Below are 26,881 nucleotides of genomic sequence, written 5' to 3' on the forward strand. Positions count from 1 at the left end.
AGGAATAAATCGATGTTTGAATTAAGTCAGCTCCGTTGTTTCGTTGCCGTGGCCGAGGAATTACATTTCAGTCGCGCCGCGGAAAGGTTGAATATGACTCAACCTCCCCTCAGTCGCCAAATCAGGCTTTTGGAACACCACGTTGGCGCGCAACTTCTCGAACGAAATAGCAGAGTAGTACGTCTTACCGCCGCCGGGAAAGCGTTTTTACCCGAGGCAACGCAGATTTTACGCTTCGCGGAGCAGGCCTCTTTAAAAGCGCGTCGTGTCGCAAAAGGAGAGCAAGGGGCGCTGACGATCGGTTTCACGTCCGCTTCCGGATATAGCCTGCTTCCGGAAGTCGTCCGTCGCTTACGCGATTGCCGTCCCGGTATTGCACTTTCCCTTAAAGAGCTGGTCAGTACCAGCCAGGTCGAGGCGCTGAATGCCAGACAACTGGACATTGGCCTGATGCGCCCTCACCTTTTGAATAACGAGCTGGAAAGCAAGGTCCTTCTCAGCGAACCGCTCATGCTCGCCGTGCCTGCCGAATCCGTTGATCAGTGGCCAAAAGAACCGACGCTCGATTGCCTTCACGGAAAGCCGTTCGTCATGTATTCACCACAGGAAGCCAGGCCCTTTTATCACATGCTGAACGCCCGTTTTCAAAGCGCAGGCGTGATTCCGGACATCGTCGAGCATGTCGGCCAGGTCCACACGATGCTGGCGCTCGTGCGCGCCGGACTCGGCGCCGCACTGATCGCCGAAAGCGCAACGAGCCTGCAATTCAATAACGTTGCTTTTCTTCCGATACAAACGGAGCCTGTCGAGACGATTGGCGCCTGGCGGCGGGACAACGACAATCCCGCGCTCGGTCTTTTCCTGGAAGAAGTCTTGCCATCGTTTGGCTCGAACGAATAGCCGAGGCCAACATTCAATTAGTGGATCAATCGAGTCATTGATTGATTTGGACAGAATAAGCTAGAAGTATAAGATCGTTTCAGTTTGTCAACGCCATCGATCACTTCCAGCTTACTCATGAATAGTGCCGTCAAGAATGCTCCCGTCGTAACCGATCTGCGCGTCGTACCTGTTGCCGGCCAGGACAGTATGCTCCTGAACCTGAGCGGCGCCCATGGCCCCTGGTTCACACGCAACGTCATTATCCTGACCGACAGCAGCGGCAATACGGGCCTCGGGGAGGTACCTGGCGGCGAGAGCATTCGCCGCACGATCGACGATGCGCGAGCGCTCGTCGTCGGCAAATCGCTTGGCGAGTACAACAGCGTGCTGGGCGCCATGCGGACGGCGTTTGCGGACCGCGACGCCGGCGGCCGGGGCACGCAGACCTATGATCTGCGTACGGCCATCCACGCGGTAACCGGCGTCGAATCGGCGTTATTGGACTTGCTGGGCCAGTTTCTGGGCGTTCCCGTAGCGGCCCTGCTGGGAGACGGGATTCAACGCGACGCCGTCGACATGCTCGGCTACCTGTTTTATATCGGCGACCGTGACCGGACAACGCTGGGTTACCGCGCCGAGCCCGCTGGCGAGGATGCCTGGCTGCGGCTTCGTAACCAGCCGGCCCTGACCCCCGACGCAGTCGTGAAGCTTGCGGAGGCGGCCCATGCCCGCTATGGCTTCAATGATTTCAAGCTCAAGGGCGGTGTGTTTTCCGCCAACGAAGAGATGGACGCCGCGATCGCCTTGCATGAGCGGTTTCCCGATGCCCGCGTCACGCTCGATCCAAACGGGGCATGGTCGCTGAGCGAGGCGATCCGGGTCTGCCGCGACCGGGGCAACGTGCTTGCCTATGCCGAGGATCCTTGTGGCGCCGAGAACGGTTTTTCGGGACGTGAGGTCATGGCGGAGTTCCGGCGCGCGACGGGTCTGCCGACCGCCACCAACATGATCGCGACCGATTTCCGCCAGATGGCACATTCGATCCAGCTGCAGTCCGTCGATATCCCGCTGGCGGATCCCCATTTCTGGACGATGCAGGGATCTGTTCGCGTCGCGCAGCTGTGCGAGATGTTCGGCCTGACCTGGGGATCGCACTCGAACAATCATTTCGATATTTCGCTCGCCATGTTCACCCATGTGGGAGCGGCTGCGCCTGGCCGTGTCACCGCGATCGACACGCACTGGATCTGGCAGGACGGCCAACGCCTGACGAAGGACCCCCTGAAGATCGAGGGAGGCGCGGTACGGCTGCCGCAAAAACCGGGGCTCGGCATCGACATCGATATGGTCGAGCTTGAAAAAGCCCATCAGGATTACAAGAACCTGGGGACGGGCGTCCGCGACGACGCGGCCGCAATGCAATTCCTGATCCCCGGCTGGAAATTCGATAACAAGCGCCCTTGCATGTTGCGTTGATTCCAGCAAGCGCCAGTGCAATGCATTGAACCCTCGAGGCCTTTTCCGCATGTCGCGAATCGAACGGTTGCGTGAATACGCATCGCCGACAGGGTTTGTATTTTTTATTTGTTTATAAAAATAAACTTTGGAGACTCTATGAACAGCAGCACGAATCGTTCACGACACGACGCCCGTACGGGCACCCGCATCCTGCAACTCACTATCCTGGCAAGCATGGTGTCCACCGCCTATGCCCAGGAAGCGGCGCCGATGGCCCCGCAGACGGTGACCGTGACGGGTTACCGCGCCTCGCTGGCCTCCTCCGCGCGCGACAAGCGCGAAGCCACCGGCTTCCAGGACTCCATCTTCGCCGAGGACATCGGCAAGTTCCCGGATACGAATATCGCCGAATCGCTGAATCGCATCCCGGGCGTCCAGGTATCGCGTGAAATCACGGGCGAAGGCGTCAACGTCCAGATCCGCGGTCTCGGTACGAGCTTCACGAAAGTGCTGTTGAACGGCGCGCCCGTCGCCGTTGCGTCGACCGGCACGACCGACGCCCAGAGTTCGAACCGCGAGGTCGACCTCGACCTGCTGCCGACTGACCTGTTCACGAAACTGACGGTCAGCAAGAGCCCGACGGCATCGATGCTGGAAGGCGGCGCTGCCGGCGTCGTCGACATGCGCAGCGCGCGCCCGTTCGACCACAAGGGCGACTTCAATTCGTTCAACGTCGTCGGCACGCGCAGCCAGGTCGCGGGTAAATGGGGTAACCGGGGTTCGCTGGTATCGAGCCGCACCTGGAACAACACCTGGGGCCTGCTGGGCGGCATTGCCTGGGGCAGCACCAAGGTCCATACGACCGGCTACGAGACCATCGGCTACACGAACCCAAATCTCTCGGCCGCCCAAAACAACAGCCCGACGCGCAACAATACCGGCGGCGGCAACTTCACGATTCCGGCCACCGTACCGTCCAATGCGGGCAACGGACTGACGCCGGGCGCCCCCATCGACCAGGCGTTCCTGCTCGCCCATAACCCGGGCCTGACCATCCAGCAAATCGACAACGCCCTGATTCCGCGCCTGGGACGCAGCATGGCCGAGTACGGCGACAAGGGCAAGATCACCGCCGTCCTGTCCGGCGAATATCGCCCGAGCGACAGCCTGCACTTCTATGTCGACTCGATGTTCAGCGAAAAACACAATACGCTGGAGCGCACGGACACCTCCTGGGTCGGCCGCAACGGCGCCGTCATTCCGCTCAACATGAAAGTGTCGGGTGGCGACTGCGCCAATGGCTGCGTGGTGGAAAGCGGCACGTTCGCCAATGCCCAGTACTTCCTCGAGTATCGTCCCTATAACGAACGTGTACGCCTGATCGGCGTGAACCCCGGCTTCGAATGGAAACTGTCCGACAAACTGAAGATGGACGGCCAGGTGAACTACACGCGCTCGACCTTCACGCGCCAGTCGCCCACCGTCGGTCCCGTCACGGCACAAAATTCGGGCACGACCATCGATTATCAGAACGGCGCGCTCCCGAGCATTACCAGCAACGTCGACACCTATGATCCGGCCAGCTGGGTCCTCAATACCTCGCAAGGCGGCCGCGTCAGCATCAATGCCGAAGAGCGCATGACCAAGACGCAAGGCGTGCGATCGTCCCTGACGTGGGGCGACAAGGCGTTGAGCATCAAGGGCGGCTTCGCGTATGACGACATCATGCGCCGCATTACCGCACGCGACAACACGACGGCATGGCAGAACCTGGTCTGCGCCAACTCGGCCAATTGCCAGGGCCCCGGTTCGCTCGGCCTGGGCATTGCCAACTACCTGGTCCAGGGTCCGGACAACCTGCTGTCGGTCGACTTCAACCGCTTCGCGGCCGCCACCGGCTACGATGCCCTGCTGCAGTCCGCGCCGGTCGCGGGCTCCTCCAATACGGGTGCCAGCACGGGCTATATCGACGAGAAGACGACCGGCCTGTTCCTCCAGGTCGACGGTACGGTGCCTGTATTCGACCGTTCGCTGCGTTACGACGCGGGTGTGCGCTACGTGCGTACCAAGCAGAATGTCGGCGCCTACAACTCCACGGTGGACCCGCGCAACGCGACCCTGCCTGCGGGAAGCACGCCTTTCCCGAACATCAGCCAATGGGTCTATATCGACAAGACCTACAACAATACGCTGCCCTCGGCCAGCCTGGCCTACGACCTCGCCAAGAACCTGGTGCTGCGCGCGTCGGTATCGCGCAGCATGACCCGTGCGAACCCGGATGCGCTGCGCCCCGGCATCAACTTCTCGTCGCCGTCGGCCGATACCGCGACGCTGGGCAGCCCGGATCTGAAACCGTATATCTCGGATAACTTCGATGTCGGCGTCGAGTATTACATGGGGCGCGAGGGCTATCTGTCGGCCACGGTCTTCCAGAAAAACCTGAACGGGTTCACGTTGAACCAGAACGTGACGGTGCCGTTCAGCGCCCTGGCCGCCTACGGCATCACGTACAGCAACCTGACGCCGACCCAGCAGGGCTCGCTCGATGCGCGCGGCGGCCAGAATGCCGCGACGATCGTCACGACGTCGCAGCGCAACGCCTCGGGCCTGCTGAAGGTGCAAGGACTCGAGTTGGGCTGGGTGCAGCCGCTCGACAAGCTGCTGCCGTGGCGCGGTTTCGGCTTCTCGGAAACGCTCACCATGATCAACCAGAAGGCGAGCGGCGAAGGCTCCGCGGGCTTCGTCGCACTGGGCGTGCCGAAGAAGAGCAACAACTTCCAGGTCTACTACGAAAACCATGGTTTGCTGGCACGCCTGTCGCACACGTATTCGCAGGGCAGCCAGAATTCCGGCCCGAACCAGAACGGCATCACGAACGCGGCATTGTTCGGCGATGATTTCAAACAGCTCGACTTCTCGTCGCAGGTCGACCTGGCGGAAATCCTGGACCGCGACAACTATCCCACGCTGACGCTCGACGTCGTGAACCTGACGAACACGACGCGCCGTGCCTACTTCCAGTACCCGAACGCGACGTACACCAGCTACAAGCCGGGACGTACCCTGGCCGTCGGATTGCGCATGAAGTTCTGATGACCATGCCGTCGCGGTGGCCTGGCAGTACCGCCGCGACAAGACCGTGCATTGCTCCCTCCTGGCTCTCGGGAGTTTGATCGCTCTGCTCACGCGGAGCGATTTTTTTCAATGTGCGAACGACGCATCAGTGTTTTCGATAGAGGGAATCATGCAACACATGTCCGTATTCAAGCGGCGGTTTGCCACGTTCTGGCAAATCGCCTTCGTTCTTGTCATGTCGCTGGGGACGCCGTGGGCCTGCGCGGCGCCGAGTCTCGGTCTCGGCGTCCAGCTCGTTTCTGCAACCCCGAGCGCAAACAGTATCCCGCTCGTGAGTGACGGCAATGCCGCCCCCCTTTACGTGGACAAGGCGGACCACTGGGGCGTCATGCGTGCGGCAACCGACCTGCAAGGCGACATCGACAAGGTCACGGGCGCGAAACCCGCGCTGTCGACCGCGGCCGCCAATACACGCACCGCCGTCATCATCGGGACGCTGGGGCACAGCGCGCTCGTCGATGCATTGGTCAGTGCCGGCAAACTCGACGTGAAAGCGATACGCGGCAAATGGGAATCCTTCGTGATTGCCAACGTCGCCAATCCGATGCCCGGCGTCGAGCGTGCGCTCGTCATTGCCGGCAGCGACAAACGGGGGACGATCTACGGCATTTACGAGATCTCGGAACAAATCGGTGTGTCACCGTGGTACTGGTGGGCCGACGTCCCCGTGAAGAAGGCCAGCGCGCTGTTCGTACGTGCGGGCGCCTGGGTCCAGGGTCCGCCGGCCGTGAAATACCGCGGCATCTTCATTAATGACGAGGAGCCGGCGCTGGGCAAGTGGTCGCGCGAAAAATTCGGCGGCGGGAATTCGAAGATGTACACGCACATGTTCGAACTGCTGCTGCGCCTGCGCGCCAATTACCTGTGGCCCGCCATGTGGACGAATGCCTTCAACGAGGACGATCCGGACAATCCCCGGCTTGCCGACGCCTACGGCATCGTGATGGGCACGAGCCACCACGAACCGATGGTGCGCTCCCACCACGAATGGCTCGCGCACCGCCGCGACTATGGCAACGGCGAATGGAACTATGCGACGAACGAAGACGGCCTCAAACGCTTCTTCCGCGACGGCATCCGGCGCAACAAGGCCTACGAAAGCATCGTGACCATGGGCATGCGCGGCGATGGCGATACGGCGATGCCGGATGCGGGCGGTCTCGAGGCCAACAAGAAGCTCATCGAGAAAATCATCCACGACCAGCAGCAGATCCTCACCGAAGAGATGGGCGTCGACCAGCGGCAAGTGCCTCAGCTGTGGGCGCTGTTCACCGAGGTCCAGAAGTATTACGACGCGGGGCTCAAGGTCCCCGACAACGTCACCCTCCTCTTCACGGACGACAACGTCGGCAACCTGCGCCGCCTGCCGACGCCGGCGGAGCGCAAGCGCAGCGGCGGTTCGGGCATCTACTTCCACATGGACATGAATGGCGGCCCGTTCTCGTACAAGTGGCTCAACAGCAATCCGCTGCCCAAGATCTGGGAGCAAATGAATCTCGCCCACGAATACGGTGCGAACCAGATCTGGATCGCCAATGTCGGCGACCTCAAGCCGCTGGAAGTGCCGATCGAGTTCTTCCTCCGCTTGGCGTGGAGCCCCAAAGGCATGGGCAAGGACGACATCGCCGGGTGGACGCAACGCTGGGCCGAACGCGAATTCGGCGCGCAGCACGCCGCGGAAATCGCCGACCTCGTCGCGAAATACGCGAAATACAATGCCTGGCGCAAGCCGGAACTGGTGCGGCCCGATACGTTCAGCCTGGTCAATTACCGCGAGGCCGAACGGGTTTCCGAAGCCTGGAACGCGCTGGCGAAACGCGCCACGCTGCTGAAAACCTCGATTCCCGCGGACCAGCAGGACGCGTATTACGAACTGGTGCTGCACCCTATCCTCGCGCTCTCGAATTTCATCGATCTCGAGATCGCGGCAGGCCGCAACCATCTGTACGCCAAACAAGGACGCTACGCCGCGAACACGCAGGCCGAGCGCGTCCGCGCCCTGTTCAAGCGCGACCAGGACCTGTCCGATTTTTATAACACGCAGGTGGCGGGCGGCAAATGGAATCACATGATGGACCAGACCCACATCGGCTACCGCGACTGGCGTTCTCCACCCGAAAACGTCATGCCGGCGACCTCCTCCGTCCCCGCCGGCGCCGCGGGCGAATTCGGTGTCGCCATCGACGGTTCGGACCAGGCCTGGCCGGGCGGCGAAAGCACGCCGACCCTTCCGTATTTCGATTCCATCAACAAGCAGCGCTCGTACATCGACGTGTTCTCGAAAGACGGGCGCCCGCCCCGCTTCACCGCCCTCGCCGACAAACCATGGGTCAAGCTGTCGCAGGCGCCCGCGCCCGACGGGAGCAACGACCAGCGCATCTGGGTCGATATCGACTGGAGCCGCGTTCCGGTCGGGTCGGCACAACTGGGGCAAATCACGGTCAGCGAAGGCAACCAGCGCGTCGTCGTGCGGTCTTACGCGACCATCGCCGTTGGCGACGAGACCAAGGCCGCGGCCGGCGCGTTCGGCGGCCAGACCGGCCCCATCGCATTCGACGCCCAGGATGCCGTGCGCAACATCCCCGGCAAATATGCCCGCTGGGAATGGTTGCCCGACTATGGACGGGGCCCGGGCGCGATGACCGTGTTTCCGGTCACGGCGCGTAGCGCACCGTTTGCCGACTCGCCCCGTCTCGAATACCCGGTCTATTTTGCGTCGGCAGGCACCTGGCAGGTCGATCTGGTGACGGCGCCCACGCTGGACAATTATCCGGGACGCGAGCTGGCCGTCGCCGTCGCCCTCGACGACGCCGCGCCGCAGGTCGTTCGGGTATTTCCGCCGGCAACGCGAGCCGACCAGACGTTCCTTGGAAAATATCACTTCAAGAATACGTCCGAGAATGCACGTACCATGCGCTTCACGGTGAAGGTGCACGGTCCCGGCAAGTACGACCTGAAGATCATCATGGTCGACCCGACGATCGTCGTGCAGAAAATCGTCCTGTCCGATAGTCCGCTGCCCGACAGTTATTTCGGGCCGCCGTCGAAGCCGCGCAATCCGCCTGCCCACTGAGCGATTCATCACCCACCGATGAGGACCTGACATGAACCTGCGTTGCATCGCCGTCGCCGTTGCCGTTTGCTGGGGGGCCTGCCTCCCGGCGTTCGCCGAGAATCCGATCATCCAGACCAATTTCACGGCGGACCCTGCACCGCTGGTGCAAGGGGACACGGTGTATCTCTACACCTCGCACGACGAAGACGATGCGCAGGGGTTCAAGATGCGCGACTGGAAGCTGTACACGTCGAAAGACATGGTCAACTGGACCGATCGCGGGACGGTCGCCGATCTCTCGATCTTCGCCTGGGCCAACCAGGACAACGATGCCTGGGCGCCGCAAGTCGTCGAACGCAACGGCAAGTTCTACCTGTACGCGCCGGTCACGGTCAGCGGCTCGCCCCGGAACGTGATCGGCGTGGCCGTCGCCGACAGCCCGCTCGGTCCGTTCAAGGACCCGTTGGGGCGTCCGCTGATCGATCGCGGCGAAGGCTATTTCGATCCGACCGTGCTGATCGACGACGATGGGCAAGCCTACCTGTACTGGGGAAATCCGAACCTCTGGTACGTCAGGCTCGACAAGGACATGATCTCCTATTCGGGCAAGATCGAACGGATCGATGCGAAGCCCAACAACTACCAGGAAGGCCCGTGGGTCTACAAACGGAACGGCAAGTACTACCTGGCCTATGCATCCACGTGCTGTTCGGAAGGCATCGGCTACGCGATGAGCGACACGCCGACCGGACCATGGGAATACAAGGGCCAGATCATGGACCCGACCACCGAATCGACGGGCAACCATCCCGGCATCGTCGATTTCAAGGGCAAGTCCTACGTCTTCGGCTTCAGCTACCGGCTGAATTTCGCGGACACGCCGTTGCACCGGGAGCGGCGCTCCGTCTCGGTCACCGATTTCAGCTATCGGCCGGACGGCACGATTCCGACGCAACCATTCTGGAACGCGACGGGCGTGAAACAGGTCCAGCCCCTGTCTCCGTATGAGCGGGTCGAAGCCGAGACCATCGCATGGGAATCCCGCGTGAAGCGGGACTGGGACCGTCCTTTCGACTGGGTCGCCGGGGTGAGGACCGCGAAGGATCCGCGTGGCGGGATGGTCGTGTATCCGGTCGGCCCGCGTGCTTACGTGAAAGTGGCCGGGGTCGATTTCGGCGCGCGCGGGCCGCGCACGTTCAAGGCGAGCGTGGCGAGCGCCGGCCCGGGTGGCCACATCGACGTCCGGGCCGGATCGCCGCAGGGCACGCTGGTCGCAAGCGTGGACGTGCCGGCCACCGGCGGCGCGGACGCATGGAAGGAACTGGCCGTGCCGGCATCCGGCGTGACCGGCGTGCAGGACCTGTACTTCGTCTTCAATGCCAACGGACGCCACATCGTCTTCAACGTCGATTACTGGCAATTCGACTAGATGCACCATGCCCGGGCAACCTTCCGTTGCCCGGGCACCTGGCGCGCTTACTTGCCCGGGTAGTACGGGCTTTCCTGCGGACCGAGATAACTCTGCCGCATCCCGCCCGCGTCGAGTACCAGCCTTTGCAGCACAAGTCCCGGATCGAGCGCCCAGAACTTCACGGTATGCCGTCCGGGGGACGTGATGCGGTGCGTGGTCACGAAGTCCACGGCGTTGTTCGAGACCGCGCGGCTCCAGAACCCCTCGGACTGGTCGGCATGCACGTTGACCTCTTGCGGCGCTTCGTCATCGATCGATACCGCGTAACGGAAGCCGCTTCCGGGCTGGAACTTCAGTGTCGGTCCGAGGACCGCATGCAGTTTCACGTCGCCGGCCGAGAACACGTTCACCGTGTAGTCCAGATGCATGCCATCCTTGACGGCGAGTGCCGGTGCGGCGGCGGGCGTCGTGGTCATGCCGGACAGCGTGCGCCCATAGCCGGGAATCTTCAGCCACTGCCGTCCCGGCGGCGCGTAGGAGGCCGTATAGTGTTCGGCTTCGATGGCGACGACGCCCTGGCTCTCGACGTGGCCCTGCGCCGAGGCTGGCGTCAAGTCCGCAGGCTTGTGCACGGGCACCCTGACCAGGACTTCCGCGGTGTCGGGCCCCTTGATCGTCAACGTCGCCTGCGTGGTACCGGTGGGAACCGCATTCCAGTCGACGTCCACCATGATGCGCTGGTCCTTCGCGACCCGTCCGCCCGTGTGGCTGAGACGTAGCCACGGATGGCTCGCCGTGATCGTGTAGTCGAACGGCGCACTGCTGCGGTTGAACACCTCGACGTAGCGCGGCTGCTTCTCGAACACGCTGAGCGCCGGCAGTACCAGCGGCTTGGGCGGGAAGACCGGCCATGCCGTCGGCTCGCCCTGGATCGCCACGCCCATGTGGTCCGACCTGTGGATCCCGTTCGGCGCCGCCAGCTGGCCCGGCTCGGGCACGCGCAGTTCCGACACGGCCGGCATCACGTCGCGGTAGGGCTGGTCCCAGGTCGTGTAGCCGAAGTGGGTCTGCGACATCATGTGGTTCCACTTGCCGCCGCTGATGCCCTGCTGGTACTGCTTGACGAGATCGGCGTCGCGCTGGAACAGCCGGCGCACCCGCGCGGCCATGTCGTTGGTGGTCACCCTGCCCTGGCGCGCGTACAGGCGGTTCCTGCCGGCCGAGACGAGCATGTCGACGGCGTTGGCGGAGGCGAGGACCGGATACTCGACGAGCTGGAAATAGGCGTCGCGCATGGTCTTCGGCAGCGACTGCCCGACGCGTTTCGCCTCGTCCGCCAGCTGGTTGTAGTCCGCCACGACGCGCTCCGCCTCGTCGTACGCGGTCAGGCTGTACGTGTCGGGATCGATCTGCTCCGGATGGCGGCGCGCGTTGTAGCGCGTGTAGCGTTCGACGATGGACGCGATCTCGTTCGCGTGCGCCGCGCCGAATTCACGCGCAGCCCATTCGCGCAGGAATTCCGGCAATCGCTCGGCCGGCCATGCCCGCGGGTTCCAGCCGTAGGCGAGGAAAAACTCGGTTGGGATTTCCATCGGCTTCAGGTCGCCCACGTTGACGATCCACAGCCGGTTCGCGCCATACTCGTTGGCCAGGTTCATCTGCTCCCACACCTTCGGGATCTGCGTGACGTTCAGCCACTTGTAGGAGCGGGGCACGCCGACATAGTCGAAGTGATAGTAGATGCCGGCACCGCCACTGCGCTTGCGCTCCTCGCTCGTCGGCAGGCGCCGGATATTGCCCCAGTTGTCGTCGCACCAGAGCAGCAGCATGTCGTCGGGAACGCGCATGCCCTTCTCGTAGTAGTCCTGCACTTCCTTGTACAGCGCCCACAGCTGCGGCACCTGTTCCGGCGGCTTGCCCAGTTCCTTGCGGATGATGGCGCGCTGGTCGCGGACGATGTTCTGCAGCAGTTCGACGTTGGCGTCCTGCGACATCGGCTCGTCGCCGTCGCCGCGCATGGCCATCGTGATCACCTTGTCGTAGTTGCCGGCATTGCGCAGGCCCTGCGCCCAGAATTCGCGCAGCACCTCGCCGTTGCGGTGATAGTCCCACGGACCCTTGCCGTAGCGGTGCCATTCCTTCTGCGCCCGCATCATGGGCTCGTGGTGCGACGTGCCCATGACGATGCCCATCCGGTCGGCCAGCGGCCAGTTTTCCTTGTCGTCGTCGAAGAACGACGAATTCCACATGGCCGGCCACAGATAGTTGGCACGCATCCTCAGCATCAGTTCGAACAGCTTTTCGTAGAACTTGTGATTGAAGCCGCCGAACCGTTCCTTCGCCCAGTTCGACAGGGCGGGCGCCTCGTCGTTCAGGAAGATGCCGCGATACTGGACCGCCGGCTTTTCCCCGATGCGCGTTCCCGCCGGGACGGTGAGCGCCTTGTGATGGGCCACCGGGACGTCCGCCCACCAGTACCAGGGCGACACGCCGATCTGCTCGGAGACGGCATATGTGCCGAATATCGTGCCGCGCTTGTCGCTGCCCACGACGACCAGCGCGCGCTGCACGCCGGGCATGGGGTTGTCGACGGCCTGGATGACGAAGCCTTCCCACTGCCCCGCGAGTTCGCGGACATCGAGCTTGCCTTGCTGCGCCAGGCGGTCGATCAGCGGATTCTTGCCGAGCGTCCCGATGATGATCACGTCGCGCGCGGTGCCCGGATCGCCCTCGATCCACTGCGGCGTCTTGCCGGTGACGCTGCCGATGTCGCGCTGCAGGTCGCGCGCCGCGCGCACCACGCCCGGGAAATCGTCCTTGCCGACGAGGATGGGCGCCACGCGCCCGCTCCCGGCCAGCACGACGCCGGCGCCGGCCTTCTCGTCGAGATCGACGAAATGCTTGATACCGAGCGCCTGCGCCTGCGGCGGGGCCGTTCCCAGGACGGCCGCGATGGCGAGGGCAAGCGCGCTCGCGACCCGCCTGTTCAACTTGTGCTTCATGTTTCCTGACTCCTTTGTTAACAAGAGGCGGGCACCACGAGGGAACGTGGTGCCCGCCCATGAACCGCTCACGCGATCCGGCCAGCCTTAGAACGACGTGCGCGCGGACAGCGTATAGCTGCGGCCGGGCTTGTACTGGTCATAGATGGCGTTCGGGAACTGGACATAACTCTGGCTGACGGCGTTATTCAGGTTCCAGGCACTCAACGTCACGTCCAGGTTGTTCTTCATGTCGAACAGTTGTTTCAGGTTGGCACCCAGCGACAGATCGATCGACTGGCGGCCGGACTGGTACGCATAGGCCGTCGCGCCATCCGGTGGGCTGATACCCGTGTTCGTCTGCGTGACCATCGAGGACTGATATTGGCGCGAGACGCGGACGTTGAAGCCCCTGCCCTCGTAATAGAGGGTCAGGTTGTTCGTGCGCTCGGGGACGCCTGCCACGGGCGGTGCCCCGGCCGTGGAGTCCTTTTGGTGAACGAACGTCATATTGCCCGTGAAGCCGAAGCCCTTGATCGGCAGCATGTCGAGCGGCTGCTGCCAGGTCAGCTCCAGGCCCCGTACCTTCAGCTTGGTGGCAATGTTCACCGGCTCGGACACCGTGACGATATGGTTGTCCGGACCGCCGTCGTTGTCCACCACCGTCTGCTGCGTCGTCGTCAGGGCGACCGCGTAGCCGTACTTCTGCTGGTACTGCGACAGCGACATCACGTTGCTCATCGTAACCGGACGATCGATCAGGTCCTTGGCAAAGCCTGCCACCGCGACATAGGCTTCCTTCGTGTAGTACCACTCGAGACCGACGTCCAGGTTGTTTGACTTGAACGGCTTCAGGTTCGGATTCGTCACCGTGATCTTGGCCAGGCTGATGTCCGACGTATCGTAGCGGGTCTGCTTCAGCGAATTCGGATCGGGCCGGGTCATCGACCTCGACGCCGCGATGCGCAGGAGCAGGTCGTTGCGCAGGTTGTACACGAGGGCGCCGGCCGGCAGGACGTTGTTGTAGTACCTCGTCTCGTACTCGAACGCGATCTTGTTCGGATACAGGCCGCCGTTCGCCAGCATCGCATTCCGTGGATCCGTCACGACGTTCGATGCGCCGATCGTCTGTCTCGTCCGCACGTAGCGCACGCCGGCGTCGTAGCGCAGGGTATGGCCGAACAGATTCACGCGACCATCGAACTGCACATAGGCCGCCCCCACGGTCTCGCGGAGATAGCCCCCGACATTGCTGGCGGTGCTGCCGGCGGCTGCGCTGTTGACGACCTGGTTCGCCATGTTCTCGAAGTACTGGTAATTCGTGTCCCTGGCGAACTTCGCCCAGTCCAGCGTGACGAAGCCGTGGTTGGTCGCTCTCAGATAATTGGCCACGGCGGCGTTCGGCACGACCGAACCCTGGTAAGCCAGCGGCTGCGCACCATTCGCCGACGACCCCGTGCCATAGCCGGGATAGGCCGTGGCCGCAACGGGGCCGGGTGCGACGCGTCCATCGCACGTGCCCTGCATCCCCGTATTCGGCGGCAGGAACGTGGCGTTCATGTTGTTCCCGCACGTGAGGTTCTGCCAGCCGTTCGCCGGCTGCTGGTCGTAGCTGAACGACCGGCGCGCAATATCGTCGTAGCTGACGCCGGTCTTGACGGTAAAGTCGCTGTCGCCCCATGCGACATTCAACCGCGAACCGCGCGTGGTGTTATACCGCTGGTACAGGTTCAGGCGCAGGCCGGACGTGCTGTTGCCGGCCTGGTACCAGCCGAAGCCGGCATTCGGGTCGTTGACGTCGATATTGCCCGTGTAGGTCGGCGGCTGGTCCGGCGTCGTGTTGTCGTAGCTGATGACCGATGGCGCGGACTGCGTCGCCACCAGCACGCCCGGCGTGATCCGGTAGAAGGAACTGCGCGTGTAGTTGATGTTGCCGTCGATCGTCAGCTTGTCGGTGGGACGCCATTCGAAGCCCGGGTTGGCGCTCTGGAAGTGCGTGTTTTCCTTGATGGGGTGGTATTCCAGGCCCCAGAACGTGTTGGCGAAGATGCCCTTCGTGATCGTGCAGCCGGTGGTGCAATCGCTCCGGTCGAACTCCAGCCCGATCGGAATCGGCGTCGAAGCGCGCGTACCGACGTTCATCTCCTGCTGGACGACGTTGCTGCCCTTCTGGGCGAACATGGTGTCCAGGTAGAGCATCAGGTCCTGGTTCGGCTGCCACTGCGCGCTGATCACCTCGCCCTTGCGATGGCGATCGCCGGAATTCAGCATATGGCGTCCCAGGCGTCCCATCAGGCCGTTGTCGATCTGCTGGATCGTCGCACCGGGGTTCAGGGCGAGCAACATGGCCCGGTCGATCGGCTTGCCGGGCACGAGTACGGCGCGGGCATAGTCGGGCAGCAAATTCAGCGGCAGGCCGGCGGGCACGGTGGCCGGCGTCGATTGCGAGCCGCCGCTGGTGGGATTCGGCTTTTCGCCCGGGCCGACCTGGCTGGACGTCAGCTGGAAATTGCGCATGTCGACCGACTGGAACGCGTCCGTCGAAAACTTGGTGTTACCGAAAGCGAATCCGCCCAGCAGGCCGACCTTGCCGAAGCGCGTGTTCCAGGTATTGCTGATCACGCCGGAACCCGTGTTGCCGGGCTTTTTGTCACGGTCGCGATAATTGCCGCTGAGTGTGAATGCCGAGCGGAAGCCGCTCTTGTCGAACGGCCGCACGCTGCGCATGTCGACGACGCCGGCGATGCCGCCCTCGATCATGCTCGCCGTCGAACTCTTGTACACCGTGGCGCGGCGGAACAGTTCGGACGGCAGGAAGTCCATGTCCACTTCACGATTGGCGCTCGGCGTGTTCCCGTAACCGCCACCGGAGGCCGACGCCATCGGTGCACCGTTGAGGATCACCCGGGTGAACGACGCCCCCATGCCGCGGATCGAGATGTTCGTTCCCTCGCCGTCGAGGGTACTGCGGGTGACCGTCACGCCCGGGACGCGCGCGAGCGCGTCGGCAATGTTCGGGTCGGGGAATTTACCCAGGTCTTCCGAAAACACCGAGTCGCTCAATCCGATATTGTCGCGCTTTTCCAGCGCCGACATCGCGAGCGACGAGCGAATGCCCTTTACCTCGACCTTGTTCGCGACGGGCACGACATCGCCCTGTACCGGTGCCGGATCGCTCTGCGCCGGCGCCGTCTGCGCATAAGCGCTCGAGATCAAACCCGCCAGGACGGTCATGGCAAACAGGTCGCGGCCTCCGAAAAGACAGCGCCGCGTATAAAAATTCGAATAATTATTCATTGGTTTTTCAAGTCTCCACTATTTCCTTTCCATGTTTAAAGCACGCAAACATGGAAGACTATTTATTAGCATTTCTGCTCTGCTAATTTACGTTAGCCGATATATAAGAACCAATCTTTTGTTTATATTGACCAATACAACTTCCGCATCCACGGGAAGTTTTTGAAATAGGAAATCGTGTGATCTCGAAGGTTCGCGGAGAAGCCAACCAAATGAATATGCAAACAGGCGGGAAGTCACGCCGGTATCTCGGAAAGCGGCGAGCCGGCGTGCGTATTGCTAGACCAGCTTGTAATACTGCTCCCACTCCTTGCGTGGCGGCATGCCGGCCAGCAGGGCGTTTGCCAGCTTGTGGTTGGTGATCTGTTTCGTCGCGGGATCGAACGCGAGCCTGGCGTTGACCCGCTGGGCGATCACGCCGAGCCCCATCGTCTGGCACAGGGGTCCCGCGACGGCAAAGCGCGAGCGGCAGGTTTCCTCGCCCATGCAGGCCTTGAGGAAGTTGGCGAAGTGGTTCGACGGACTCCTCGGCACGGCGGGCAGCGCGATATCCCGCGCGGCGTCGCCGAGGATCTGGAGCTCCGAGCCATGCGAACCGCCCTTGAAGGTCAGGCCGTCGCCGTAGATGACCTTCCCGGGCGGAAGCACGGCGCCGGTGGCGCTGCCTTTCGAAGGCGGCGGCACGCTCGGGTCCACGATTGCGGTGCCGAAGTTCTTCGGCAGCGGCGGCAGATTGTTCACGCCGTCGTACCAGGTCAGTTCCAGCGGCGGCAGCGCGCCGCGTTGCGGGAACCGGAATGCCAGCGTCGACGCCTGCGGGAAGATGAAGGGGCTGTGCCCTTCCAGCCGCACGGCTTCGACTTCGGTCGGCAGGCCAAGTTGCAGGAACTCGTGGGCGGTATCGAAGATATGCGCGCCCCAGTCGCCCAATGCACCGTTGCCGTAGTCGAACCAGGAGCGCCAGTCGCCATTGACGTATCCGCGATTGAAATCATGGTAAGGGCCGGTCGCGGTCCAGGCGTCCCAGTCCAGCGTTTCCGGTACCGGTTGCCGCGGCAGATATCCGGACACCGCCATGCCATGCCAGCGGCGCGGATTGTTCATGAACGCCGTGATCGCGCGCACGTTCTTGATGATGCCGGCGTCGACCCACGATTTGAATTGAAAGTAATTCGCCTCCGAATGGCCCTGGTTGCCCATCTGGGCAGCCACCTTGTACTTGCGCTCGGCGGCCATCATCATCTCGATTTCGCGGAAGCTTTGCCCCATCGGTTTCTCGCAATAGACATGTTTTCCCTGCGACATGGCGAGCATCGCGATCGGGAAATGCGAGAAATCGGGCGTGCCGACGCTGACCGCGTCGAATTCCTTGCCCATCTTGTCGAACATGCGGCGAAAATCCTGGAAGCGCGGCACGTCGGGGAACATTTTAAGGATCTCGACGGTATGCGGCGCGCCCATGTCGACGTCGCACAAGGCCACGACGTTCGCGAGCCCGGTCGCGTGCAGCGCCTTGATGACCTGGGCTGCGCGATTGCCGATGCCGACGCAGGCCAGGTTGACTTTGCCATTGGATGCCTTCGCCTGCGCCAGCATCGGCGTGGCCATCGCGGCCAGGGCGCCCTTGACGATCGTACGGCGACGGGTAGAGAAAAGCGGCTGCGGCATGGTGTCTCCTTGTAGTAGTCGGGTTGTCGTTATTGATAGCTGCCGGGCCAGGCGATCTCGCGGCCCTCGTCCATGGCCGCCTGCCCCATCAGCGCGGCGATCCCGGAACGGTAGGCGTGTTCGATCATGTGGGGCATCCGCTGGCCCAGGCGGATCGCGTTGGCGAAGGCGGCCATCGACAGCTCGGTGCCGTCGCCGCCGCCCAGTTCGTGCCGCAGCTGTTGTCCGACCTCGCCGGACTTCGCTTCCGGCTTCCAGCTCGGCGCACCGATCGGCACCGTCTCGGCCCTGCCCTGCCCGATTTGCTTGACGAGTGCCGCGACGGCGGGCGCCGGGGGCGGCCCCTCCGTGTAAAACCTGCCGCTCTCGCCTTCGATCGTTCCCCTGGGTCCCATGATCTGGATTTCCAGCCCGTGGTGACGGTTGCTGGTGAGCGAGTCGTAGACCAGGGTCACGCCGTCGCGGTAGCGGAACAGCACATTGACGTTGTCGTACACGTCGCGCCCGTCCTTCCAGTGATTGACGCTGCCGTAGCCGACGCAGGACAGCGGCGCGGCGTCGAGATACCAGTTGGCGACCTGCAGGTGATGCGACGCCAGCTCCGTCAGCAGGCCACCCGAGCTGGCGCGGTACAGCCGCCAGTTCAGCTTGCGCTCCAGGCGCGGGTCCGGCACCGGACGACGCCAGTCGTTGTTGCGGTGCCAACTGGCGCGGATCTGCGTGATCGGGCCGATGTGCCCGGAGCGCACCAGCGCGTGCGCATGCAGGAAGGTGGCGCTGAACAGGCGCTGGTGACCGACCTGGAACACCCGCGGGCTGGCGCTCGCCGCCCGCGCGATCGCCTTGCATTCGTCGACCGTGAGCGCCAGGCTCTTTTCGCAAAACACGTGCTTGTCGGCCGCGAACGCGGCCAGGCAGACCGGCGCGTGCTGGTGCAGCGGCGTGGCAACCACCACGCCGTCGATCCCCGGCATCGCCAGCAGCTTGCGGTAGTCGCTGAACGCCTTCGGCCGGCCGCCCGCCGCCGCCATGGCGTCGGCCAGGTGCGGCGGATAGTCGTCGCACAATGCCGCGACGTCGACGCCCGGGGTCCGCAGCAGGTACTGCAGCAGCAGGCTGCCGCGCGACCCGGTGCCGATCACGCCGATGCGCACCCGGTCCGAGGGCGCATCGCCCGCCGGCTGGGCGCGGAGCGGCGCCATCCACGGCAGCCCGCTCAGCAAGGAGGAGCCTGCCACCACGCCCGCCACGCGCGCCAGGAAGCGCCGCCGTTCCTGCGCCTCATGGCGAATGTCGTCCAAAGATTTACTGCGCATATCGCCATTCCTTTTCTACGCGCCAGGCCCCGCGCTCCAGGCCATAGTCGAACGCCACGGCCTGCGCGCCCCGATAGCGCCGCAACACCTCCGCACGCCGCGCTGCCGGCAGCACGAACAGGGCAGTCGACAACGCCTCGGCATCCGCGGCGCCGGCACAGGCGACGGACACGGTCCTGCACCCGGCCACCGCCCGGCCGTTCGCCGGATCGATGATGTGGGTCTCGCCGGGACGATTGCCCGACGTGGACATCGCGCCGTCGCGCAAGTCGAAGCGGTGCAACGACGTCCCGGGCGCGAACATGTGCTCGACGCCGACCGGCCAGCAGGCGCCGGCGGGGTGGCTGCCGATCACGGCCACCGAACTCTCCCCGAAACTGAGAAAGGCCTGGCCGACGTGCCGATCGAGCAGGACCTGCCTGATGAGGTCGAGTGCGATTCCCTTGCCGATACCGCCCAGGTCGAGTTGCCCCCCCGGCTCGGTGAAGCGCACGGTCTGCGCACCGGGATCGAGGTCCAGCAGGTGCATGCCATGGCCGGGACGGCCCGCGCCCTGGGCGATGTCGAATGCGCCCCCGGTCAGGCGGTGATGCCGCATGCAGGCGTCCAGGACCGTCCACAGGGCGTCGCTCACCCGGACGGCCCCTCGGCCGGCGTTCCGGTTGAGCACCGCCAGGTCGCCATCGGCCACGAAGCGGCTCATGATCGACTCCTGTTCGCGCAGCAGTCCCCGCACCTCGTCCGCAAGCCGCTCGCCGGCCTGGTCTGCCGTTGAGGGCAAGACCATGCTCAGCCGCGTGTTCATCGACGCGAAGGTCCGGTGAAACATCGGGCCGCTTATTTGCCGTGGAGGTCGCGGATCAGGACATTGCGGAAAGCAACCTCGTCGCCGTGATCCTGCAGGAGGATGTGCCCGTCGGCCCATTCGCCGAACCCGGGGATGTCGCGAAACTTGCTGGCCGCGACGGCTTCCCGAAAGGCGGCCGAGCCGCGCTCGAATTCCACGGTCTTCCTGCCGTTCAGCCAGAAAGTCACGGTCTTCCCTCGCGACAGGATCCGCACGTGATTCCATTGGCCGACCGGCGCGGGGATCTTGTCCTTTGCGGCTGGAATGAGGTCGTAGAGCGAACCGATGGTCCGGTTGCCGTTGCGTCCCAGTTTGGCATCGGGATGGCGCTCGTCATCCAGCAACTGGAACTCGAGGCCGATCGCCGAACCCACCGCGCCCGGCTTGCCCGTCACTTTGTCGATCGGCGCCAGATTCGGCTGGGTAAAGACCTTGACCCCGCTGTTCGCGCCGGGTGTGAGCCGCGCATCCAGCGTCAGCTCGAAATCGGCATAGCGCTTGCGGGTGATGATGTCGCCACCTCCGCGCGATTCCTCGCCGCCTTTCCCTGCCATCGTGAGCAGGCCGTCGCAGGTCCGCCATCCATGTTCCGGGAACCGGTCCGATTTCACGCTGCGCCAGGCGTCGGTCGAGGTGCCGTCCCATAAAACGGTCCAGCCTTCGGCTTTTTGCTGGGGCGTCAGCGCCAGGGCCGTCCTGGTGACGGCGCATTGACCGGATTGCGCCTGAGCGAAAGGCGAGGCGGAAAACATCGCGGCGACGAGGATCGCCGGTAACATGCGGTAGCGGGGCATTACGGTCTCCATGTGTACGAAACGCTAATCAGCAGGGCCGCGAGCACAACATGTGGAAACCCGCAATCGATTCCCTACCCGGATAACAGAATAAATAAAAAGACGTTATCCACGGGCGCATTTGTCAATACAAAGGATTCGATTCCATCGCGGGTTAATGCAACACGATGGTGGCCGGCACTCATTCATTCACTCTATTTCAATAAAATAGTTAGAACCAATGTTTTGTGTATATCGATTGGTTCAAAAAAGGTATTGGTGACGGGCTAATTGACGACGAATGCGTCGAATTTGGCCGCGCCATTTAACGCATCCAAACCGGTTCTCTTGTCCAAGGGATAAATCTTATGCCGCGAACCAGGCCATCTTCGAAAACTGCAGGAAGGCCTGGGCAGGGTGCCCAACCTGTACGCCACGCTGGCGCACTCCGAGCACGCACTCGGCAACTACCTGACCCTGCAGAACGGCAAGAGCTGGCTGAACGCGAAGGAGCGCGAGGTCATCAACCTGGTAGTCAGCCAGGCCAACGAATGCGCCTACTGCCTGGCGGCGCATACCGCGCTTGGCGGCATGGTCGGCTTCACGCCGGTCCAGATCATCGCGATCCGCAAGGGCAGCGCGCCCTTCGATTCATGACGCTGCAAGCCAAACTCGACGCATTCAAAGCCGACTTCAAGGGCGGCAAGGCCCCCTATTTCGCACCGCCGGAAATCCACCCGATCATGGAGCGCGCCACCGCCGAACTGGTCGCCTCGGGCCAGGCCGGCCGCGCGCTCAAGGCAGGCGACGGTGCACCGGTCTTCACGCTGAACGACCAGAACAAGCTGGACTTTCCGATCCTGAGCGACACGCACAACGATGTCGCCGCCGCGTTCGGCCTGGGCTTTGCGCTGCCGGACTACCTGGTCGACCTGTACAAGAGCCTGAAGAACGATCTGCCGGCCTTCGACGACGACCCTGCCTGGACGCTGCCGATGTCCACCCGCTACGTCATCGGCCACGACGGTGTCATCGCCTACGCCGAAGTCAAGCCCGACTACACGCGGCGTCCGGAGCCGGACAACATGCTGCCGGTCCTGCAGCAACTGCTGGCGACCACCGTCTGATCGGATCCCATCATGACCCGACGAACCTTCCTCGTCACCGGCCTGGCGCGCCACACCGAATGGCCCGACTTTCCCGGCACGCTGGTCGCCGTCGACCTGGACGCCATGGATGTCGTGCTCGACCCGAACCTCGGGTTGGCGTTTCGTGCCGGGCGTCGCTGGGGTAGAAAGCGGGCGCGCCTATAATTCATTCCTGTGCGGAATCCCGGCATCGAGACACGGGCGTATTGCAAGTGCGGACTCAGCCGCGCGCCGCGAGCCGGTTTCTGGCCAGCCATGCGCGCACCCGGTTGGCGTCGGCCGCCCGGGAAAATTTTCCCTGCGCGTCGAGGAACACCATGACCGTCGGGCGCCCCGCGACAGTGGCGTGCAGGACCATGCAACGGCCGGCCTCGGCGGTGTAACCCGTCTTCTGCAATCGGATCTTCCAGCGCGGGTTTGCCGTCAGCCGGTTCGTGTTGTGGTAGTCGGTATGCTGCCGGCCCTGGCGGATCGTGAAATGCCGGTCCGTCGAATACCGCCGTATGAGCGCATGGCGTTCGGCGGCAACGACGAGGCGGGCCAGGTCTTCCGGCGTGGAGACGTTGGCGCTCGACAGGCCGGTCGGTTCCACGAAATGCGTACGCCGCATGCCCAGCGCCCGTGCCTTCGCATTCATGGCCGCGACAAATGCCTTCGTTCCTCCCGGATAGTGCCGCCCGAGCGCCGACGCCGCGCGGTTCTCCGAACTCATCAGTGCAATGTGCAGCATGGCCGAGCGCGACAGGCGCGTACCGACGTGCAGCCGCGACGACGAGTATTTGAGACGGTCGACGTCCGCATCCGTGACGGCCAGCACCTCCGCCATGTCCTGCTTCGCTTCCAGGACGACCAGGGCCGTCATCAGCTTCGTCAGGGAAGCGATGGGCATGACGGCCTGCGCATTCTTCCCATACAGGACGGCCTTCGTCTTCGGGTCGAGGATGAGGACGGCGCTGGACTTCAGCGCCACCATCCTGGCCGCCCGCGCCGCCGGCGCCCGATGGCGCCTGTGCGGCCTGGCATGCCGGTGCGTATGTGCCGGTTTCGTCTTGACGACCTTGACGGTGCGCGCAGCGCGCGCCTGGACGCTGGATACCGGCCCTGACAGGAACGCCAGCGCCAGCATGAGAGATGCAAAGTATTTCATATCGCCGGATCGGCAGCTGAGGGAACCCGGCAATGGTAGGCAGGCCGACTTAGCAAACCCTTAGCGTCAGGAAATCAATACGGTTCATGTTTACGCCAGGTGCCGGTTACCGGCAACGCCATCGGTATGCCTCCATACCGCTGCGGCAGGGTGCGTAATGCGACTGCGCCGGCGGCTAAGTATTCGCTAAGTGAGGCCCCCTATCCTTGCGCTCGTCACGCGTTCAGGGAAGGAAGTCGAACATGGCTGGATCGATCCCGCCGCCGCGGTTCGCCGCCGCGCGGCCGGGCAGCATGAGGATCGGACTCGAGTGGATGGTGCTCGACCGCGAGACGTACGATCTGCATCCCGCGGCGCCCGACATCGCGTTCCGGCTGGAAGGGCAGGACGCGGCCTGGGCGGCGACGCCGGACATCGACGCGACGACACTCGACGTGGCCACCTCGGCGCTGGACGGCTACTGCGCGGCGGCGGACGCGCTCGAAGACATGCGGTGCCGCGTGCGGCGGGCCGCCCGCTCGGTCGGGGCCGCGGTCGCGGGCGGCGGCACCCATCCGGTCCGGACAGGCGGCAGGCAACGCAACCATGGCGCGGGCTTCGGCATGCACGTCCGGATCGGTGCGCCGAGCGCCGACGAGGCGGTGCGCATCGGCGCCTGGCTGAATCAGCGCGCGCCACTGTTCATCGCGCTTTCCGCAAGCTCGCCGTACTGGCGTGGGCACGACTCGGGCTTTTGCAGCGCACGCAACAACGTGGCCGGTACGTTCCAGGGCAGCGGCATCATGCCGCCCGCGCTGCGCAGCTGGCAGGATGTCGTGCAGCATGTCGCGCGTCTTGCGCGCTACGGCCTCGCCACGCGCGTCGAGGACGTCGACTGGGACGTCCGTCCGGATCCCGCGAATGGGGCGGTCGAGCTGCGCGCGCTCGATGCGCCTTTGCGTCCGGCCTATGCCGCGGCCCTCGCCTGCTACGCGCGCGAGTTGTGCGTCGAAGTCGCGGAACGCCCCGGCAGCTGGCCCGGCCGGCGGGCCGCCGACGTGTATCCATGGAACCGCCTCAACGCCACGCGGCGCGGCGTGCTGGGCGCGTGGATCGACCCGTGCACGCGGAAGAAACACAGCATAGCCCACGTGGTGCGAGACGACCTCGCCCGCCTGGCGGCACGCTCGGACGATCCGGACTTCCCGGCCGCGTGCGTATTGATCGATGAGCTGCTGCATAATGGTGGACAGGCACGCTGGCTGACCGCGCACATGGCCGCCGGCGCCCGGCCGGCTGACCTGGCGCGGCTGGCGAGCACGATGTTCGACAGCCCGGTGGTGCCCGGATGGAAAGTGGAACGATGAGAGTATTGCTGGTGGAAGACGATCCCATGATCGGCAGCGTCGTGCAGCATGCGCTGCGCGACGCCAGCTACGCGGCCGACTGGGTATGCGACGGCGAAGCGGCGCTGACCGCGCTGCTGGTGCATGAGTACGCGCTGGTCCTGCTGGACCTGAACCTGCCCCGCATGGACGGCATGGAGGTGCTGCGCCGCATCCGCGCGGCGCACAACGGCGTTCCGGTGCTGGTGCTGACGGCGCGCGAAACGACGGAAGACCGCGTGGCCGGCCTCGACGGCGGCGCGGACGACTATCTCGTCAAGCCGTTCGCGATGAGCGAACTGCTGGCGCGCATGCGCGCGCTGAGCCGGCGCGCCGAGGGTACGGGCTGCACCGTGCTGGGCAACGGCATCGTCGAACTCGATCCCGCGACCCACGAGGCGCGCGCCGGCACGGCGACCGTGCGCCTGACGGCGCGCGAATTCCCCCTGCTGCAGGCGCTGCTCGTACGGCCAGGCGCCATCCTCTCCCGCCTGGAACTCGAACACAGGGTCTACGGCTGGAACGAAGAGGTCGAGAGCAACGCGATCGAGTTCCTGATCCATTCGATCCGCAAGAAGCTGGGCAGCGACATCATCAAGAACGTCCGGGGCGTCGGATGGATGGTCGCGAAGGGCCGTTGACGGCGTCGTTGCGCTTCAGGCTGTCGCTGTGGATCTCGGCGGCCATCCTGATCGGTGCCGCCGTCGCCGGCCTCTACTCCTACCTGGCCGCCACCGCCGAGGCGCACCGCGGCCAAGACACGCAGCTGCGCCAGGTCGGCTACCTCATCAGCAGACTGGACGCCGTGCCGACATCGCCGATGGCGCGCGAAAAGGTGGGCGACGTCGATTTCGACGCACGCCTGGTCGTGCGTTTCATCGACGCGCCCGGCACGCGCATTCCCGAACCGGAAAGGCCCCCGCGTTTCGGCCCGTCCCTGCCCGACGGGTTGCAGACGGTTGCCATCGGCGACGAAACCTGGCGCGTCTTCGTCCGCACCAACGCGAAAGGCGTACGCGTCGCCGTCGCGCAGCAGACGGCGGTCCGCGACGCCGCGGCCCGCTCGAGCGCCCTGCGCACCGTGATGCCCATCCTGTTCCTCGGTCCGGTCCTCATCCTGCTGGCGGCGCTGCTGGTGCGTACGATGTTCCTGCCCCTGCAAAGGCTGGCCGTACAGCTCGGCAAGCGCCGCGGCCACGACTTGCGGGAACTGGACCGGACGCCGCTCCCGTCCGAGGTGTGGCCTTTCGTCAGCGAGATCAACAAGCTGATCGCCCGCACCGCGCGCGCGCTGGCGCTGCAGCGGCGCTTCATCGCGGACGCGGCGCATGAACTGCGTTCGCCGATGACGGCCATGTCGCTGCAGGCGGAACGCCTGGCGGCGACCGAGATGCCGTGCGAGGCGCGGGCCAGGCTCGACGCGCTGTCGGCGGGCCTGGCACGCACGCGCATCCTGCTCGACCAGTTGCTGACGCTGGCACGCTCCCAGGAGGGCGGCGGCGAGCCGTTGACGCAGGTACCGTTGCAAAAGGCGATCCAGGAAGCCTTCGAGGACCTCGTGCCGCTGGCGGAGGCCAAGGCGATCGATCTCGGCATGGTAGGCGATGCCGATGCGTCGGTTACGGGGCGCGCCATGGACATCCGGATCCTCGTCAAGAATCTCGTCGACAATGCGATTCGCTACACGCCGGAGGGCGGACGCATCGACATCCGCGTGACCGCCGCGAGCGACCGCATCGTTCTCGACGTCGACGACACGGGACCGGGCATCGTCCCCGCCGAGCGCGAGCGCGTGTTCGATCCGTTCTACCGCGTGCTCGGCAGCGGCGAGATCGGTTCGGGCCTGGGGCTCGCGATCACGGCGTCGATCGTCGACCGGATCGGCGCGACCATCTCCCTGCTCGACCGGCCGGACGGCGAGCGGGGGCTGCGCGCCCGCGTCATCTTCCGTTCTTCCAACATTACGCAAAGCTAGCCATAGATAACTTTGCTATTGGATTCCTGCTTCGCCGGGACCGGTTTCGCCCTGCGCTCGCGCGTGGGGCCAGCGTCTTCCCCTCCACAGGCAGATGCGGTAGAACTCACCGCCCTGTTTCTTGGATTGATCGCGGCGTTCACGTCGCGGTCATGGGATGCCCCGCAACCCGGGCAGGTCCAGCGACGCACATCGACGACGAGCGTTTCCAGCCGAAATCCGCAGCACGCGCACAGCTTGCTGCTTGGGAACCAGCGATCGGCCAGCGCGACCCGCCCGCCACGCCAGGCCGCCTTGTACTCGAGGTGGCGGCGCAGCTCGTGAAAGCCCATGGCGGCAATGGCCCGCCAGATGCCGGTTGCCCAGCATGCCTTTGACGTTGAGGTCTTCGCTACCGATCTGATGGCCATTTGCGGCGCGCACT

The 26,881-nt window shown here is 64.2% G+C and carries 19 protein-coding genes; 11 read left to right on the plus strand and 8 right to left on the minus strand.

The genetic code is table 11. The features are described 5' to 3' along the window. Window positions 1-12 precede the first annotated feature (12 nt). From ACL58G_RS24740 to ACL58G_RS24760, 5 genes are all read left to right on the plus strand, one after another. Window positions 13-900: a LysR family transcriptional regulator gene (locus tag ACL58G_RS24740; protein ID WP_413387905.1), complete on the plus strand. Its 888-nt coding sequence runs from the start codon at window positions 13-15 to the stop codon at window positions 898-900. A gap of 117 nt (window positions 901-1,017) precedes the next feature. Next, on the plus strand, window positions 1,018-2,358 hold the full coding sequence (locus ACL58G_RS24745) for an enolase C-terminal domain-like protein (protein WP_440963509.1): 1,341 nt from the start codon (window positions 1,018-1,020) through the stop codon (window positions 2,356-2,358). 138 nt (window positions 2,359-2,496) lie between these two features. After that, window positions 2,497-5,433 (plus strand): TonB-dependent receptor, encoded by a 2,937-nt coding sequence (locus tag ACL58G_RS24750; protein ID WP_440963510.1) that lies wholly within the window; start codon window positions 2,497-2,499, stop codon window positions 5,431-5,433. Between the two features lie 151 nt (window positions 5,434-5,584). Beyond that, window positions 5,585-8,548: a glycosyl hydrolase 115 family protein gene (locus tag ACL58G_RS24755; protein WP_440963511.1), complete on the plus strand. Its 2,964-nt coding sequence runs from the start codon at window positions 5,585-5,587 to the stop codon at window positions 8,546-8,548. 31 nt (window positions 8,549-8,579) lie between these two features. Beyond that, window positions 8,580-9,959 (plus strand): glycoside hydrolase family 43 protein, encoded by a 1,380-nt coding sequence (locus ACL58G_RS24760; protein ID WP_440963512.1) that lies wholly within the window; start codon window positions 8,580-8,582, stop codon window positions 9,957-9,959. A gap of 47 nt (window positions 9,960-10,006) precedes the next feature. Here the strand turns inward: ACL58G_RS24760 and ACL58G_RS24765 are convergent, their stop codons facing one another. The 6 genes from ACL58G_RS24765 to ACL58G_RS24790 all read right to left on the minus strand — a co-directional run bounded on the left by ACL58G_RS24765 (window position 10,007) and on the right by ACL58G_RS24790 (window position 20,844). Next, a complete protein-coding gene (locus ACL58G_RS24765; protein ID WP_440963513.1) occupies window positions 10,007-12,943 on the minus strand; it encodes a glycosyl hydrolase 115 family protein in 2,937 nt (978 codons plus the stop codon). A gap of 87 nt (window positions 12,944-13,030) precedes the next feature. Further along, a complete protein-coding gene (locus ACL58G_RS24770) occupies window positions 13,031-16,219 on the minus strand; it encodes a TonB-dependent receptor (protein ID WP_440963514.1) in 3,189 nt (1,062 codons plus the stop codon). Window positions 16,220-16,498: 279 nt separating this feature from the next. Continuing rightward, window positions 16,499-17,887: a Gfo/Idh/MocA family oxidoreductase gene (locus ACL58G_RS24775; RefSeq protein WP_440963515.1), complete on the minus strand. Its 1,389-nt coding sequence runs from the start codon at window positions 17,885-17,887 to the stop codon at window positions 16,499-16,501. A 29-nt stretch (window positions 17,888-17,916) separates the two neighbouring features. Continuing rightward, a complete protein-coding gene (locus ACL58G_RS24780) occupies window positions 17,917-19,203 on the minus strand; it encodes a Gfo/Idh/MocA family protein (RefSeq protein ID WP_440963516.1) in 1,287 nt (428 codons plus the stop codon). Continuing rightward, entirely contained in the window at window positions 19,193-20,032 is an 840-nt protein-coding gene (locus ACL58G_RS24785; protein WP_440963517.1) for an FAD:protein FMN transferase, read from the minus strand. The genes ACL58G_RS24780 and ACL58G_RS24785 overlap by 11 nt, the downstream gene beginning before the upstream one ends. 8 nt (window positions 20,033-20,040) lie before the next feature. Then, window positions 20,041-20,844, minus strand: a complete 804-nt coding sequence (locus ACL58G_RS24790) for a 3-keto-disaccharide hydrolase (RefSeq protein ID WP_440963518.1) — start codon at window positions 20,842-20,844, stop codon at window positions 20,041-20,043. 396 nt (window positions 20,845-21,240) lie between these two features. On the opposite strand from ACL58G_RS24790, the gene ACL58G_RS24795 reads away from it, so the two are divergent. From ACL58G_RS24795 to ACL58G_RS24805, 3 genes are read left to right on the plus strand one after another with little or no spacing between them, the layout of a single operon-like run. Further along, complete coding sequence (locus ACL58G_RS24795; protein WP_440963519.1) at window positions 21,241-21,480, plus strand: carboxymuconolactone decarboxylase family protein; 240 nt, start codon at window positions 21,241-21,243, stop codon at window positions 21,478-21,480. Beyond that, entirely contained in the window at window positions 21,477-21,950 is a 474-nt protein-coding gene (locus ACL58G_RS24800) for a hypothetical protein (RefSeq protein ID WP_440963520.1), read from the plus strand. Before ACL58G_RS24795 ends, ACL58G_RS24800 begins: the two co-directional genes overlap by 4 nt. A 12-nt stretch (window positions 21,951-21,962) precedes the next feature. After that, a complete protein-coding gene (locus ACL58G_RS24805) occupies window positions 21,963-22,136 on the plus strand; it encodes a hypothetical protein (RefSeq protein WP_440963521.1) in 174 nt (57 codons plus the stop codon). Between the two features lie 55 nt (window positions 22,137-22,191). On the opposite strand, the gene pbpG is transcribed toward ACL58G_RS24805, so the two are convergent. Continuing rightward, complete coding sequence (gene pbpG, locus ACL58G_RS24810) at window positions 22,192-23,118, minus strand: D-alanyl-D-alanine endopeptidase (RefSeq protein WP_440963522.1); 927 nt, start codon at window positions 23,116-23,118, stop codon at window positions 22,192-22,194. 242 nt (window positions 23,119-23,360) lie between these two features. On the opposite strand from pbpG, the gene ACL58G_RS24815 reads away from it, so the two are divergent. Genes ACL58G_RS24815 through ACL58G_RS24825 form a run of 3 tightly spaced genes read left to right on the plus strand, consistent with a single transcriptional unit; the run spans window position 23,361 to window position 26,457 of the window. Beyond that, window positions 23,361-24,464, plus strand: coding sequence for a glutamate-cysteine ligase family protein (locus tag ACL58G_RS24815; RefSeq protein WP_440963523.1), 1,104 nt, complete (start codon window positions 23,361-23,363; stop codon window positions 24,462-24,464). After that, the gene (locus ACL58G_RS24820; protein WP_440963524.1) at window positions 24,461-25,123 is read left to right on the plus strand and encodes a response regulator transcription factor; all 663 of its coding nucleotides are present in this window, start codon (window positions 24,461-24,463) and stop codon (window positions 25,121-25,123) included. The genes ACL58G_RS24815 and ACL58G_RS24820 overlap by 4 nt, the downstream gene beginning before the upstream one ends. Then, a complete protein-coding gene (locus ACL58G_RS24825; protein WP_440963525.1) occupies window positions 25,099-26,457 on the plus strand; it encodes an ATP-binding protein in 1,359 nt (452 codons plus the stop codon). The genes ACL58G_RS24820 and ACL58G_RS24825 overlap by 25 nt, the downstream gene beginning before the upstream one ends. Here ACL58G_RS24825 and ACL58G_RS24830 read toward each other — a convergent pair. Further along, a complete protein-coding gene (locus ACL58G_RS24830; protein WP_440963526.1) occupies window positions 26,454-26,867 on the minus strand; it encodes a zinc ribbon domain-containing protein in 414 nt (137 codons plus the stop codon). The two genes, ACL58G_RS24825 and ACL58G_RS24830, sit on opposite strands and share 4 nt — an antisense overlap. Between the last annotated feature and the right edge of the window lie 14 nt (window positions 26,868-26,881).

The organism is Massilia sp. GER05, from assembly GCF_052056005.1.
Taxonomy (GTDB): domain Bacteria; phylum Pseudomonadota; class Gammaproteobacteria; order Burkholderiales; family Burkholderiaceae_D; genus Telluria; species Telluria orientalis.